This window comes from Paenibacillus terreus (genome assembly GCF_042138595.1).
In the GTDB taxonomy this organism is placed as follows: domain Bacteria; phylum Bacillota; class Bacilli; order Paenibacillales; family Paenibacillaceae; genus Paenibacillus; species Paenibacillus terreus.
Genome location: NZ_JBHIRX010000004.1, coordinates 329,595 through 344,447 on the forward strand (window position 1 = coordinate 329,595; position 14,853 = coordinate 344,447).

Sequence of the window (14,853 nt, forward strand, 5' to 3'; positions counted from 1 at the left end):
CAGCGTCGTTCATTTCTGTTTTCGGATGGCCGCCATTAATGTGAGAATGAGCAGCGGCAGCGTGAAGGAAACAAAGTTCCATACCGGGTGGATCACGGATACAAAAGTGGACCATTCCGTCGTGCTGTTAAAGATCAGCAGCGAATTCAGGAAGCCGATCAGCGCCAGGGGCAGGATCAATATGGTCCGGTCCTTGATGCTGAACAGCTCGCACAGAAAGGCATTCAATATGTAAAGGGCGATTGCGGCTTTCATATAGGAGTCGGCTATAAGGGACATTCCGATCACCGACTCGATCCGCTGAATAATTTCCTGGAACTCGATAAGCCGGGCAAGGGCAAATAAACTATACATGGTATCCCCTGTTAGCGGACCCAAGGTCATGATGGCACATAATATTGAAATGCACAGCAAAATAATATTCAGTCCGAGGGACAGGAACATATACTTTCCTGTCTTCTTCCGCTGGTCAGCACGAACATACGGAAGCAGCATCGCGAATACTATGGCCTCCATGTAAGGAAAACCGGACGCGGTATATACACCGTGCAGCACCGGCTTTATCCCTTTGGGCAGCATCGGGAGCAAATAGTCCGGATGATAAAGGGGGATGGCCAGCAGCAGTACCACAATCGTACAAAGAATCACCAGGGCAATAATTAATGTGAACATCCTTACCATGACTTCAATACCCGCACGAGCGGTCAATGCGGCAACCATGAAAAGCAAAAGGTTGAACACATACAGCGGTGTTTCCCTTAACATGGAGGTGACCATAAACAGCCCGGCATCCAATACAATGGCCGATTGCATATAGTGCAGAAAGAAAACAGCCATAATTCCGAATATATAGGTAAAAAACGGCCCAACCAGCTTCCTGCTATAAGCCACGTAACTCAGCTCAGGGTATTTGCGGTAAATATACAGCATACAGGCCAGCAATCCCGCTCCAATCGCACCCGCAATCAAGAGAGACAGCCAGGCGCCATTGCCTGCGCGCGAGACAAGCGGGCCCGGGACATTAATGATTGAGGACCCTGTCATAAATACAAAAAACAGGATACTCAGCTGTCCCGGGCTTATCGTCTGTTCCTTCTCCATACTTCTTCCCCTTTCGTCGAATGGGAACCTGTTTATGACATTTTCACGCTCAGAAAAGAATCAATTTCCTTTGCCAGCACCTTGATAAAACCTGGGATGAAATCATAAGTATCCGGCCAATCCTTATTTACTATAAAATCGAGCGACAGATATGCGGATACGACCAGAAGAATCACGTACAGGAGCCGATCTCTTGGAGCTGTTTCCGTTTTCCGGTGAAGCAGCTCATACAGCAAGATTGCAGCATAAACCAAAACCAAGACCAATATCCGTTCCTTCATATGGAAACCCCTTTATTCTACAGGATCGGTATTGAATTGCTTGCCCCGGGGGTAGTCAGTCTGACCCTAACCTTCACCTGAAGCGGCAGCTTCGTGAATTGGTAATCCCAATTCTCCTTCAAGGCAGCCCAGGTTTGAGGATATTTGCGATAAATTTGGTTCGCGATTCCAATGGCTTCAATCTGATTCTTCTGCAGTTCATGATAGCTTTCCAGCATCGTTTGCCGAATTTGCCTTTCTGCTGCTTTCACCAGCTTTTTCTCATCTTCCGGTGTGCGCACATAGCTGCACTTTAATTCCGATATTGCGGCGTCCACATCCGTGTAGGCTGTTACGCCAGATGGCTTGCCCTCCATCCATGAGAGCTTTAATTTTGTCTTCAGCTTCAACACTTCCAATGTTTCCGTCTGGCGCTTCTCTCCAGAACAGGAGAAGCTGATAATGCCTGACTCGAATTCATTCCGGAGCATGGCCAGCCCTTGTGTCTTTATTGGTGAAAGAACGCCTACCATTTTTCCCATCTTAGTCAGTGCGAGGCCGGCATTCGAAAATACTTTTTGCTTTGGCGTTACATCATATAAATAAGAAACAAAGCCATCCAAATGTGCATTTCGTGCCTGAATCCCCAACTGCAGCAGTGTGGTGACTAATGTTTTGCCTGAAACGCTGTGAGAAATCCTGTTTGCCCGCAGCAGCTCCTGGCTTGTGGACTTTTCGACCTGCGGGCGCAGCATGAGCACGTCATCTGCCCGGCCTCCTGCAATCATTACTTGTACATCACCCCGGGTTTCATGATCACGATAGAAAAAGTCGAGCAGCTTGCCAATATCCTGCGAGCGGGCCAGCTTTTCGCTTACAATAATAATTCGCATATGGCTCCACTGGGATTTTCTCCCCAGATGAATGGGAATATCGCGGACCGCTTCCATAACGGTTTTGTTTTTGGCCTTGATGTTAATGGTCGACTGATCCGCAGATAGCTTATCCCCTCTGGGACGATAGATCTGGGCGGTCAATTCAATCTGGTTATCCTTAGCCTCATCCAGAGCGACACCGAGCACAAATCCCATCTCCACCAGTTCATGCTTGCTCCAGCAGCCGGAAGTAAGCATCAGTGCCCCGGACAGGAGGAGAAGCAGCCCATATCTGTACATTCTCTCACCCTATCTCCTTTTAAACTTTATCTTGTTACCGCCCCTGCCGGTTGAACTGGCGTGCTCTAAGACTCCGCTGCAGCACCCTTATCGGCGCTCGGATAAACACATCCTTCAGGAGCGAAAACCTTAAGGGAGCCAGTGGCGAAAGATAAGGCTGACCAAGCGAACGCAGCTTGGTCAGATGAAGCAGAATCAGTATAAGCACAATCATCACTCCAAATCCGCCAAGCAATGCCGCGGAGATCATGAGCGGAAACTGCAGAATCCGCAGCGCGATAGCGACACTATATTGTGGAATGGCGAAGGAGGCGATGCCTGTAAGGGCCACTACGATGACCATAATCGGCGAGGCAATGCCCGCGCTGATGGCAGCATCTCCAATAATAAGAGCTCCCACAATACTGACCGCAGAGCCGACGGGTCTCGGGAGGCGAACGCCCGCTTCGCGCAGCATCTCGAAGAAAAACTCCATAAGCAATGCTTCAAAGAAGGCCGGGAGCGGAATCCCTTCACGCGAATCGATCACGGCAAGAAGAAGCACGGTGGGAATCAGTTCCGTATGATACGTTGTTAAGGCAATATAAATGCTCGGCAGAGTTAATGCCAAAATAAAAGCAAACACCCTCAGAAAACGAATGAGGGACGAAATAAGCGTACGCTGGTAATAATCTTCACTGGATTGGAAAAAATCCGTAAACAAGCCTGGACATAACAGGACACCGCTGCTTCCCTGCACCAGTACTGCGATTTTCCCATCAAGCAAAGCCGCGGTCACCACATCGGGGCGTTCTGTATACTGGTGCTGCGGGAAAGGCGAATAGGTCGAATCCTCCAAAATTTGCTCAATATAAGAGGTTTCCAGCACTTCCATTTGCTTGACCGCTTCAAACCTTCTCTCGAATTCGTTCAACAGTTCGCTGTCCACCACATCGCTGAGGTAGGCATAGACGATATCGGTGTTCGTTTTGCCGCCGCCGCTTACTTTAACCATTCTAAAACTCGGTGTTTTAAGACGAATCCGCAAAAGACCCATGTTTTTTTCCAGACTCTCTACAGTGCTCTCCCGTGGCCCCTGCACAACGGATTCGTTAACAGGTTCCGTAACCTGCCTCGTTTCCACTGAAAATGCACTATAGCTTAACGCTTTATCCCACTGATCAAAGAAAATAACCATATGCCCGTCGATGATATCCTTCACGGCCTGATCTATATGTTCAAGCAGGACCGCCTTCTTTTGCGAGGCACCATCATGCTCAAAAAACTTCACCAGATCCTCAAGCGTGCTGTCCGTCCCTGGACCTACCTGGTGATCGACGAGATCCTGAAGCGTATGTTTCATGTAATTTTCTGAATTTTGCATCAGAGTTTCATAATAGAAGGTCACAGCTCTAAACCCAAGCTTCGGACCGTACGACCACTCCCGCATAATAAAATCGGTGCTTTCGCTGAAAATAGAACGGATCTTGTATACATTTTCATCGAGCTGCTTTGAAATCGGCTCCTTTGGTCCAAAGGAGTCTTCCGCAACCAAATTCGCTTTCATTCATATCACCTGATGTCATATTTTCTATTTGCTGGTTTACCTAGTTTGGTTGGTTAAGCTGATATTATGCACAAAAAAAGACCTTCCGCATGGAAAGTCCTTTAAAAGTACTACAATATCCTATTTAGTTAGGTAACTTTTTATGGGAAAGACCGTCAATCGCTTGAACAGCTAGCTCCAACGCTCTAATTCTTCTTTCTAGAAGCGTTCTTTGAGGACTTCCTGCCTTTAACTTAGTATAAGTGTTCTCAATTGATGGGAATAAGCCAGTAAGAACATTACGAGCTTCTGCTAGATCTTCCTGGTTGTAATGATGTGGTCTTTGATTCCAAACGTTTTCTAACACGGCTAAGCCGATGTAAACAGCTTTGAGTCGTTTCTTTACTAAGGTAGTATTTGCACCTTTCTGAGTCATCTGGGCTAAGGCATTTTCAAGTTTACCGATTGTCGATTGCATGGATTTTATGGATTCCAATTGATCTTCATTTGATACGCTTTCCATGCTAATGCCTTCCCCCTTCGTTTCTTCAATAATCCTGCCGTTACATCAACAAACAAATGCTGACTGTCAAAGATTAAGGCTCTTCCTCAATCCTTGCAAATCCAGTCCATCCACGGCAAATGCCTCGCGCACCAAATCCGGCGCTACAAACTCATCATATTTTCCGAGATAAGGCGCCTCATCCGGCTTAAGCAGTTCAAGCGGATTCAGCTCTCTCTTACATTCTGCGATAATACTGTCCATTAATGCTGCCTCGTTCGTCTGCCCTGCCACCACAAAATAATACGGCTCCATGGGCACAACCGAACGCAGCGTTTGGGTATCGGCCAGCCTATGCTTCAGCATTCTTTCCAGAGTGCGGAACGGCTTGCTTCCTGTCCAGGGCAAAATAAAATAAGAATCTCCGCCAGCCGGAAGCACCGTTTTCTCCAGCAAGCCGCTTTCTCTGGCTAACCTTCTGGCCCTTTCCAGACGGTTCACCGCCCGCGGCGACAGATAGGAATACAGCGTATTTTCGGCAAGGACCTCTCTCATTTTCCGCACGACAAGTGTATGAATATCGCCGCCTGCTCCAAGCCAAAGGGTATCTACCTTGCCTTTTGCCGCCTTTACATAGACAGCCTTGTGCTTGGTATCGACTTCGACCACCTTCCACAGCTTGCCTGCCAGTGAAAAGCAGTATCCCGGCGGCGGTACGGTTGTAATGGATCCGATCTCCTCCGAACCGTTATAGACGGCATGCTCCTCATCATCTTTAAATACGGCATAAAAGCGGTAATTGTTCACGATTTTTTCACCGGTCAGCCCGATCAGCAGTGTTCCTTCATCTGTCCGCTGAATATGATCCGTCTGCAGCAGATAGTGCAGGAACAATTTGTACTGCTCGGGTTCGATAAAACGGAATGAGGGCAGCGTCAAGACGGCTTTGGCCAATTCGGCCGGCTCGGCCTCCCCCATGCTTTTCAGCACACTCATCGTCTGATGGTACAGAAGGCCGACCGGCAGCTTCCGGATGGACAGCGGTTCCACCCATTTGTGACGGACATACAGCTCGATGACAGCAATGGCACGCAGCAGCGTCCACGGCATGCGGGCAGGCAGCTGCGCCTCTTCGTCCTCCTCTTCCGGACAGACGAAGAGCATTTCCGAAGGCTGCTCCTCCCTTCTGCCGGAACGGCCCAGCCGCTGCACAAAGCTGGATGTGCTGTAGGGAGCGCCGAGCTGAACGACCCGCTCCAGATCCCCCAGGTCAATGCCCAGTTCCAGCGTCAGCGTAGCTGCGGCCACCGCTGGTCCGTGCCCGCTGCGCAAGGCTGCCTCCGCTTCTTCTCTCAGCATGGCGGAGATGCTGCCGTGATGAACATGGAAAATGTCCGGCTGCTGCCGCTTGGCCGCGATACGCCGCAGCTCCAGAATCGTCAGCTCGGCATCCGTGCGGCTGTTGGTAAATACGAGCGACTTCTTCAAATGAGTGCTGTCATAGATGAAATCATAATAAGCCTGCTGCGCCAATTGCAGCTGCTCGGCCTGCTCTTCGTCACGCGCATCCGGGAAGGAGAAATGCTCCACTCGCAGCTTCAGCCGCTTCTTGCCACTCGAAGCCGCAACTTCCACCGGCAGCGTGCTGCCCGCTCCCAGCCAGTCCGCCGCCGCGCCATAATCGCTGAGTGTGGCGGATAACCCGACTCTGCGCGGCTGGCAGGATGCCATCCGTTCCACGCGCGTTATCTGGCTGAGCACCTGGATTCCCCGGTCTGCTCCCATAAAAGCGTGCACTTCATCAATGATGACATAGCGCAGATCATGAAAAAGCGCCGGGATCGCATTGGGGCGGTTCATCAGCAGCCCTTCCAGCGATTCAGGCGTAATTTGCAGCACACCGGACGGCTTGTTCATCAGCTTGGTCTTCTCGGCCTGCGGCACGTCGCCATGCCAATGCCAGGCCGGGATGCCTGCCTCCCGCAGCAGATCGTTCAGCCGTTCAAACTGATCGTTAATGAGCGCCTTCAGCGGACCGATGTACAAAATGCCCACCGAAGCGGATGGCCTTTCATGCAATTCGGTCAGTGCTGGAAAAAAGGCGGCCTCCGTTTTCCCGGACGCAGTTCCCGCAGCAAGCAGCATATGATGAGGCGTATCCAGTAAAATGCGGCATGCTTCCAGTTGGGCATCGCGCAGCTTGTCCCATTTTCTTTTATAAATAAACTCTTGAATAAACGGCGCCAGCCTGGAAAAATATGAACCGCTCATAGCTCAAAATCCGCCAGGAAATCATCAGCCTCAGCAGCTGTGGAACTGCCCGAAGCCGGTGCCTCCCGTTCCGCCAGCAAATCATCGAAAGACGCGTCCGGATGCTGGTGAAGCGTATGCAGCAAATCCATGAAATCACGGATGACCTCACGCGGAGTGAGCAGCTCGTCCGCCCCAAGCCTGCTTGTCGCCTCCTCCATGAACCGGATCAGCTGTTCATCCACCAGAGCTGCGTTATAGCCGAAATGAAGCGCATGGATCCGGGTCAGCTTTTGCAGCAAAATGAGAATTTCTTCATGGGACAGCATCTCCAGCCGGATGATCGGTCCCGTGTAATTGCGGTAGCCTGCCGCCGAATATCTGCCGTCGATCAGCCGGGTACGCAAAGCGTCATAGCTGAATAACCCCCGTCGTTCATCCTCCACGAACTGCGGCGTACCGCCGACGAAAATCCCCAGGTATTCCGCCTGTCCCTGCATGGTGTCATTAAACATGGTGAGCAGCTTCTCATAATTGTTTTGGCGGGATACGCTGTTCGTAATTTTGTATAAATTGACTCCTTCATCGATGAAGAGCAGCAGCCCCTTGTAACCGATGCGGGCCATAAATTCCGACCACAGCTTTATGTAATCATACCAGGAGTCGTCATCGATGATCACCCCTGCTCCCAACTCGCTGCGGGCCTCCGTTTTGGTGGCATACTCGCCGCGGAGCCAGCGCAGCGCAGCCTCCTTTATCTCATCTTCCCCGTGTTTGTAACCATTCCAGTAAGCAGCCATCACCTTGGCAAAGTCAAAGCCGTGCACCATTGCGTGCATATCATTCGTGACCTTGTAGATTCGCTGCTCTACTTCTATACCCAGCGCCGGATCGTCCGGACGCAGTCCCTGCTCCTGCATCACCGCCTGCTGGATGGTAGAGAACCATCTCTGCAGAACGGCTTCCAGCGCACCTCCGTCGGGACGTGTCCGGGTGGACAGATTGGACATTAGCTCCCGGTAGGTAGCCAGCCCCTGCCCTTTGGTGCCTACAAGCCTGCGCTCGGGCGACAAATCGGCATCAGCCACTACAAAGTCGCGGTCCATCGCATAATTGCGAATCGTCTGCAGCAGGAAGCTTTTCCCGCTTCCGTAGCGTCCTGTGATCAGCCTGAAGGCCGCTCCCCCTTCGGCAATGCTGTCCATATCCCGCAGAATGGCCTCCACCTCGGGCTTGCGTCCGACGGCGATATGCTCAAGCCCGACACGCGGCACGACCCCTGCTGTTAATGAATTGACAAGGGCCGTCGTTAATCTCTTCGGTATTTTAAGTTGATTCATCAAACTGCTCCCCCATGATTTCTCGTACCAAATCCATATGCTCGTCCATCACTGTAAAATCCTCGATCAACAAATCGCCAATCGTTTCCATGGCAGCATCATTGATTTCATCGATCAGCAGCTCCGGCATGGAGCCGTGCTGCGCCGCCAGCGATGCCAGCTCCTTTGCCACTCCCCCTGATAACAGTAAAGATAATACCTGCAGATGAACAGGCTGCAGCCTTTCCCAGATTTCCTGCCATTCCTCAGCATAAGCAGCGGCCGTATTCTCCGCTTCCATGATGCCGAATGAAGAAGACTCAATACCCGGTGAAGGCTCAATACTCCGTGAAGGCTCAATACTCCGTGAAGGCTCCATGCTTAATGAACGCTCTATGCTGGATGAAGACTCTACACTGGATGAAAGCTCCGTCCAAGCTTGACGCTCAGTCAGCTCAGCGTGAACTGTTTCCGCTTCTTCTTCTCCTTCACTTTCCTCTTCATATTCAACGGTGAGCAAACGCTGCACCACTTCAGTATCCTCCTGCAGCGAAGCCAGCCTGTCAGTATTAATACTGATTTGCCTGCTCATTCGCCGGGCCTGCAGCTGTTCTTTCTCAAGAAAACGCTCTATTAAAGCCTGTGTTTCCGGCAGCAGCATAATTCCTTTCAACCTGCCTTTGAATCCTGCCACTTCCCTCAGCTTGTTCTCCGTGCAGCGGATCAGCTGTGTTACATACTGTCGAAAGGGCTTATATTCCCGGTAGGGTGTAAATTTGAGCGGAATTGTACGGCCATGGAAGGAAGGATCGTACACTGCCCGATGAAAAAGATACCTGTTGACCGTTTTGCTTCTGCCGGGATCAAATGCATCCTTGAGCCGGCGGCCCTGCGTTTTGCCCATGTAAGCATCCACCAGTGTGATGACCTGCGGGATATGCTTGTCCAGCGCTTCCTTTCCGCCCGAGCTGTAGAAAGCGCTGCGCCGCATATTGTAATCCGACAGACCCAACACGATTTCCAAGGGCAGCACTGGCTTTTCTTCCTCCAGCAGCCTGGTCAGCGCCAGATCAAACAGTTCATCGCGCATCGCCGCAGGACTGGAGATGATGAGCTCTTCTAAAGGCATGGGCAGGTGATGAACCAGCACAAAATCCGCCAGCCAGTCCGCCATATATTCAAGCAGCGCGGGATGCCTTCCTGCATAGGCGGCACGAAGCTCCAGCAGCAGCTGAAATCCCTCTTCAGGCTCTGTCCAGCCGATGCCGTGAATAAGCTCATAAATATGGATGAATATATAGGACAAATCCGTATCAGGGTAGCTCTTCCTGCGCACTTCGCTGCGCCAGTAGAAATACCATTCACTTTGCGGGCCGTTCATTTGCGAATAGGCCGGCCAATAGCTCATGAAAGGCTGAAAAGGCACACGGCCTCCCTCTTTGTCCGCCCATTGTCTGGCCTGATGCACAAAATTCGCTTCTCGTGTCGCAGGATACCCGTGTTCCTTTTTCAGCAAATCGAAGTCTTCAAGCGAAGCCTGACTGCGGACCGGAGGCGCTGCCTTCGGCGTCCGTGAGATTTCCGGCTCCTCTTCATCAACGAACAATTCCGCAAAGCCGATGTCCTGTGAACCCTTATTTTCCATTCTGATCCCTCACAGCGATTTCCGCTTTGTTAAGCGTTCGAGTATGTTCCATTATACCATTTTAGCGGCCAGAAAAATGGTTTTTCACAAAAAAACAGGAACATGCATTCCCTGATTCCTATCAAAACAAAAAAATAAGTGATTTCAGTAACCATGCGGCGACGGATCTGGAAACAAAAGAAAAGGCAGGGGATAATCCCCTGCCCAGGTACGTGTTCAATGTTATTTGGAGCTCAATTTCATGCCTTCAGCTATGTGCTGAAGCTGCTCCTGTGTGATGTCCGGGTTATCACTCAGCAGGCTGTAACGCAATCCTCCTTCATCCCATGTCAGATTCCGAATGCTTTCCGTATATAAGCCTTCGGTTTGCCGAACCTTTACCTTGGTCCCAAAATCCCCAAGCTGCCCATCTTCCGGTGTCTTAAAAATGCTTAATGTAAGGGAAGGCACGCTTTTCTCCGAATAATAAGCAGTGATTTCCGTACGTCCGGCCTCTCCCCCTGACCCCAGCTCCTCCACTTTCGTCAGCTCGAATTTGCTGTCTTCAATGAGCAAAAATGGCTGGCCCAGCGTACTGGCCGCATCCGAAACAGTCACTTCCCGTCCCGAACTCATGTCCTCCAAAGTCTGTACTTTGACACCATCCGGAATTTTCAATTGAAACGTATCTACTTTAAATTCCGGGGAAAAATCCAGCTTGGTATACTCCGTATCGGTTTTCACATCTCCGAAGGTTGAGGATGACTTCAGAATGAACCAAGTCTTGGCATCCACCCAAAATTCCATATTCTGAAATAATGCTTCCTTCACATCATCCTTCGCTGTAACTTTCACATGATAAGCATCTGTTCCGAGCACCTTTTCCTGCCCCACGACCTCGTACGTATGTGTTTTCTCCATATTCTTCAGCAGGTTCATCAGCTGATCCCGGGGCGAGGCAGAGCTCATTCCCTCCATATCATCCGTCACATCAAAGGAATAAGCGGTGTTGCTCTCCTCATCATAGCTAAGCATTTGCTTGCCGTTATTGACGGCTGTAGATACATGACCGTTGCTGGTCATTTCGATGCGACGACGGCCGCTTTCCGAATCCTGCCATTCCTTGATGGCGGCTTCCTGGCTCAGCTTGTCATTCTCATAGATCCTCATTGTGCTTTCTGCGTAATAAGATCCAATGTTTTTTTGCGACTCCAACACATTCGACACCACCTCTGCAGGTGTGCTTCCTGCCGGGCTTGTCTCTGCACAGCCCGATACCAGGATGCTTAATGCCGCACTTGCACCTGCGACAAATGTTTTAATTTTCATCATGTGTCATCCCCTTCTTGTTTCAGCTTCTCCGGCATGTTCAGGCAGCCGGCAGGCGACAAGCGTGCCGTATCCGGGCTCCGACCACAACCGGATATCCCCGCCATGCCTGTTCATAATAATGCTGGCAATGCTCAGACCGAGGCCGGATTGGCCGTTCTTCTTTTTCGTACGGGCTCCGTCCATTTGATAAAACGGCTCGAATACCTTTTCTTGGGCATGTACCGGTATCGCTTCTCCTTCATTCTGCACAAGCAGCACTACACCGGACCCGCGCCATGCCGACAACTCGGCCTGAAAGGCAGGAAACACCCATGCAGGCAAATCGCATGCTGCCGAGACGGCGGCCAATCCAATTGCGCCCTGTGGCCTGGTATGGCGATTGGCATTGTTCATCAGATTATCGACCACCCGGATCATCTGCGGCACATTGACCAAATAAGTTCCAGATACACACATCTCCTGCTGAAACCGAAATCCATGATTCGCGCACAGCTCCTCGTAGCCGGACAGCAGCATCTCAAACAGTTCCTCTCCATCCACCTCGGTAAGCTCCATGACATAGTCCGCTGACCGCATCGCCGAATACATGGTCAGGTCGTCCACCAGCTGTTTCATGTAATCCGTTTTATCCAGGAGAATAGACAGATGCTCCGCCCGCTCCTTTGCAGACGCCGTATCATTTCGTTTTAACAGTTCGGCATAAGCTCTGATGACCGTAAGAGGCGTCTTCAAATCATGAGACAACGAAGCGACGATATATTCCTTCTCTCTCTGTTCGGCCTTTACCGCTTCCCTCGTCTGCAGGACCTGCTCTCTCATTTTCGCAAAATGGGCGATCAGCTCCCCGATCTCGTCCCTTGTCCGGTGTGGAATCGGCTCAACTGCCCGCTCCTCCGCAAATGAAGTCATCTGCTTCATCAGCAGCCTTATCGGTCTTGCTATCTTACGATGAACGATGTAAATTACAACCCCATACAGTATTAGGAAAAAGAAGAGCAAAAAGGCTGTTAGCCAAAAAGTACGCTGAGATACACCCTGCAGCCATTGCTCACGGGCCACTGTAATTTGATAAAAACCTATCAGCCTGGAGCCATCAAAAACAGGCTTCTTCAGCGAATACGAGCGATGATTTTTTTGCAGCTCATATAAATGACTGTACAATTGCTGCTGGTTTTCGCGAAGCAGGGGCGAATGAAAGGTATCGGGAGCTGAAGTGAACAGCATGATGCCATCATACCGGTACAGCTTGATTTTTACCGACTCATCTGCAAGCTTCTGCACTTCCTCATATCGGCTGCCTGACTGAATTTGATACAGCTCGCCTTCCTGCAGCCTCGATTCAATCTGCCCCACTCTGCCAAGCACGTCCAGATTCTCCTGTACATTCTGCTGCTGATCCAAATGGCTGAGCAGCAAATAATACGTATAGATGGCTGCTGCCGGAAGGAGCATCACGATCAGAAATGCGGTCATGAACCACACTCTAAGCTTCATCGCATATCTCCCCTATAAACCGGTAACCGCTGCCCCACACGGTTTGAATGAACAACGCTTCCTTCGAGGTATCCTTCAGCTTGGTCCGCAGGCTTTTGATATGCACCGTCACCGTATTGTTTCCGTTCACATCGGTCTGCTGCCACACTTGCTCGTACAGTTCCTTTTTGGAAAAGGTGCGGTAAGGATGTTTTGCCATAAGCAGCAGAAGAGCGAGTTCCTTGACAGTCAGCAGAATCTCCTCCTCGCAGAGAAACACCCTTTTTTGCTCGGCATCAATCGCCAGACTGTGCCGGTACATGATCCGGCTTCCCGCCTCCTCATGCTCTCCTTGATATCTGCGATAGCGCCGGAGATGGGAATGGATTCGGGCCGACAGCTCCGTCAAGCTGAACGGCTTCGTCAGATAATCATCCGCCCCCAGATGCAGCCCCCGTACCTTGTGATGGTCCTCCTGATGCGCGCTGACGATAATCATCGGAATTTCGCTGATCATCCGGATATTCCGGCACAGGTCCCAGCCGTCCATCTCAGGGATCATAAGATCGACCAGAACAAGCTGATATTGGGCCTGATTGAAGTCCTCCCATCCCTCCTGTCCCGTCGACGCCCAGGTGACCCTGTACCCTTCAGCCGTCAAGTATTCCCGGATAACACGGGCAATCTCCGGATCATCTTCCACCAGCAGTATGTTCGTCATCTCCTTCAAGCTCTTCCTCTCCTTGGTCCCCATTATAGTCAGGTAATCCGGCTCCTCAGCCTGATTTAAGAAATACTTTATAATTTCAGGGGAAACATGACCTCAGCCGTTCAATATCAGTTACTGAAAATGCCCGCCTTTTTATTTTTCGTTCAATTGCCTTATCTTGTTGGCCAGTATCCGTTCCAAAAGAGCCTGCGTATGCTCCAACTCCGCCTTTCTTCTGTCGATCTCCGCAACTTTTTCACTGATAAGCTCAACAATATTTTGCAAAACAAGCTTATTCTTCGTATCCGCAATTGTGTATTTTCTGAGCTCCGATAGTGTAAATCCAGCGGCTTGCAGTCTCTTGATCGTTTGCAGATGCTCTACAGCCTCGTTTGAATAATCGCGATAGTTATTTTCTTGCCGCCGGACATGCCTTTGATCGAGCAGCCCTTCCTTTTCATAAAAACGGATCGTAGCAGGTGTCAGCCCTGTTTTTTGTGCCAGTTCATGAATTTTCATAATTTCTCCTTATACGGATGCTTGACCTTAAAGTATACTTCATAGTTTATACTTTAAGCGTCGGTGGCATCAAGTCAAGGACTGCCATACAACTTATAGTGTGGAAGGGGATTACAGCATGAGTGCAAAGAAAGAAGCTTCCAATTCAAGAGCAATTGTCCTGGGTGGCGGGGGAGTAACCGGCATTGCGTGGGAGATTGGCATCCTGGCCGGCTTGCTGGAGGCAGGAATCGATCTTCAAAAAGCGGACAGAATCATCGGAACGTCAGCAGGAGCCTTTGTGGGAACAGCGCTTTCAGCCGGATATGATATGCATCAGCTTTTTGAGCAGCAGAGTCAGTCCAATGCTTTCGAGCTCTCCGCCTCAGCGTCCGAAGCTTTAATCGGAGAGTGGATTAACGCTTTCTCTATCGGAGGAAGTGACCCGCAGCGAGTCGGAGCGGCTTTTGGTGAGATTGCCAAGAAAAATCCTGAGCCGGTTCCAGTAATAGAGCGCCGTTCCGCAGTCATGGCGAGATTGGTTACGACAGACTGGCCTGAGCGGCTGCAAGTAACAGCGATTGAGGCAGATACGGGACAGCTGCATGTTTTTGACCGTTCATCAGGCATTTCACTTATTGATGCAGTGTCGGCGAGCGGAGCGGTTCCCGGCCTGTGGCCCGGAGTGCAGATGAAGGGCAAATTGTGGATCGACGGAGGAATGGTGTCGACAACCAATGCACGTTTGGCGAGCGGGTGCGAGCGAATTATTATACTTGCCCCCATGCCGGATGGCCATGGCTTAATCCCGGGGGCCAGAGAAGATACGGCAGAGCTAAGCGCCAATGCGGAAGTTGTTCTTATCACCCCGGATGAGGCGAGCATTCAAGCTATCGGGCCTAATCGTTATGATCCTGAACGTAAAAGTGCCGTAGCCGCAGCCGGAAAAGCACAGGGGAAAAACATAGCCTCCGCCGTTCAATCCATGTGGTGATCTGAAGTAATTCCATACCATCCTTCCTCCATATCCCTAGTGTGTGCACACACATGAGGAAAAACGGAGACAAGCCCATTACCTGCAACTG

At 50.6% G+C, this 14,853-nt stretch carries 13 protein-coding genes; 1 reads left to right on the forward strand and 12 read right to left on the reverse strand.

What is annotated here, in order from left to right:
* Positions 1 to 9: 9 nt before the first annotated feature.
* The 12 genes from ACE5KN_RS10665 to ACE5KN_RS10720 all read right to left on the reverse strand — a co-directional run bounded on the left by ACE5KN_RS10665 (position 10) and on the right by ACE5KN_RS10720 (position 13,789).
* Positions 10 to 1,101 carry a GerAB/ArcD/ProY family transporter gene (locus ACE5KN_RS10665; RefSeq protein WP_375526381.1) on the reverse strand — a complete coding sequence of 364 codons (1,092 nt, stop codon included), beginning with the start codon at positions 1,099 to 1,101 and terminating at the stop codon, positions 10 to 12.
* 32 nt (positions 1,102 to 1,133) lie between these two features.
* On the reverse strand, positions 1,134 to 1,382 hold the full coding sequence (locus ACE5KN_RS10670) for a hypothetical protein (protein ID WP_375526382.1): 249 nt from the start codon (positions 1,380 to 1,382) through the stop codon (positions 1,134 to 1,136).
* A gap of 17 nt (positions 1,383 to 1,399) precedes the next feature.
* On the reverse strand, positions 1,400 to 2,536 hold the full coding sequence (locus ACE5KN_RS10675) for a Ger(x)C family spore germination protein (protein ID WP_375526383.1): 1,137 nt from the start codon (positions 2,534 to 2,536) through the stop codon (positions 1,400 to 1,402).
* Between the two features lie 34 nt (positions 2,537 to 2,570).
* Positions 2,571 to 4,082 (reverse strand): spore germination protein, encoded by a 1,512-nt coding sequence (locus ACE5KN_RS10680; RefSeq protein WP_375526384.1) that lies wholly within the window; start codon positions 4,080 to 4,082, stop codon positions 2,571 to 2,573.
* Between the two features lie 124 nt (positions 4,083 to 4,206).
* Positions 4,207 to 4,584, reverse strand: a complete 378-nt coding sequence (locus ACE5KN_RS10685) for a hypothetical protein (protein ID WP_375526385.1) — start codon at positions 4,582 to 4,584, stop codon at positions 4,207 to 4,209.
* Positions 4,585 to 4,650: 66 nt separating this feature from the next.
* Complete coding sequence (locus tag ACE5KN_RS10690) at positions 4,651 to 6,834, reverse strand: DEAD/DEAH box helicase (RefSeq protein WP_375526386.1); 2,184 nt, start codon at positions 6,832 to 6,834, stop codon at positions 4,651 to 4,653.
* Positions 6,831 to 8,153, reverse strand: coding sequence for an ATP-binding protein (locus ACE5KN_RS10695; RefSeq protein ID WP_375526387.1), 1,323 nt, complete (start codon positions 8,151 to 8,153; stop codon positions 6,831 to 6,833). Before ACE5KN_RS10695 ends, ACE5KN_RS10690 begins: the two co-directional genes overlap by 4 nt.
* Positions 8,140 to 9,777: a TerB N-terminal domain-containing protein gene (locus tag ACE5KN_RS10700; protein ID WP_375526388.1), complete on the reverse strand. Its 1,638-nt coding sequence runs from the start codon at positions 9,775 to 9,777 to the stop codon at positions 8,140 to 8,142. The genes ACE5KN_RS10695 and ACE5KN_RS10700 overlap by 14 nt, the downstream gene beginning before the upstream one ends.
* Before the next feature lie 222 nt (positions 9,778 to 9,999).
* Positions 10,000 to 11,085, reverse strand: a complete 1,086-nt coding sequence (locus tag ACE5KN_RS10705) for a LolA family protein (protein ID WP_375526389.1) — start codon at positions 11,083 to 11,085, stop codon at positions 10,000 to 10,002.
* A gap of 6 nt (positions 11,086 to 11,091) precedes the next feature.
* The gene (locus tag ACE5KN_RS10710; protein ID WP_375526390.1) at positions 11,092 to 12,582 is read right to left on the reverse strand and encodes a sensor histidine kinase; all 1,491 of its coding nucleotides are present in this window, start codon (positions 12,580 to 12,582) and stop codon (positions 11,092 to 11,094) included.
* Positions 12,572 to 13,282: a response regulator transcription factor gene (locus ACE5KN_RS10715; RefSeq protein ID WP_375526465.1), complete on the reverse strand. Its 711-nt coding sequence runs from the start codon at positions 13,280 to 13,282 to the stop codon at positions 12,572 to 12,574. The genes ACE5KN_RS10710 and ACE5KN_RS10715 overlap by 11 nt, the downstream gene beginning before the upstream one ends.
* Positions 13,283 to 13,423: 141 nt before the next feature.
* A complete protein-coding gene (locus tag ACE5KN_RS10720) occupies positions 13,424 to 13,789 on the reverse strand; it encodes a MerR family transcriptional regulator (RefSeq protein WP_375526391.1) in 366 nt (121 codons plus the stop codon).
* A 118-nt stretch (positions 13,790 to 13,907) separates the two neighbouring features.
* Here ACE5KN_RS10720 and ACE5KN_RS10725 point away from each other — a divergent pair, with 118 nt between their 5' ends.
* Positions 13,908 to 14,762 carry a patatin-like phospholipase family protein gene (locus ACE5KN_RS10725; protein WP_375526392.1) on the forward strand — a complete coding sequence of 285 codons (855 nt, stop codon included), beginning with the start codon at positions 13,908 to 13,910 and terminating at the stop codon, positions 14,760 to 14,762.
* The last annotated feature ends 91 nt before the right edge of the window (positions 14,763 to 14,853 follow it).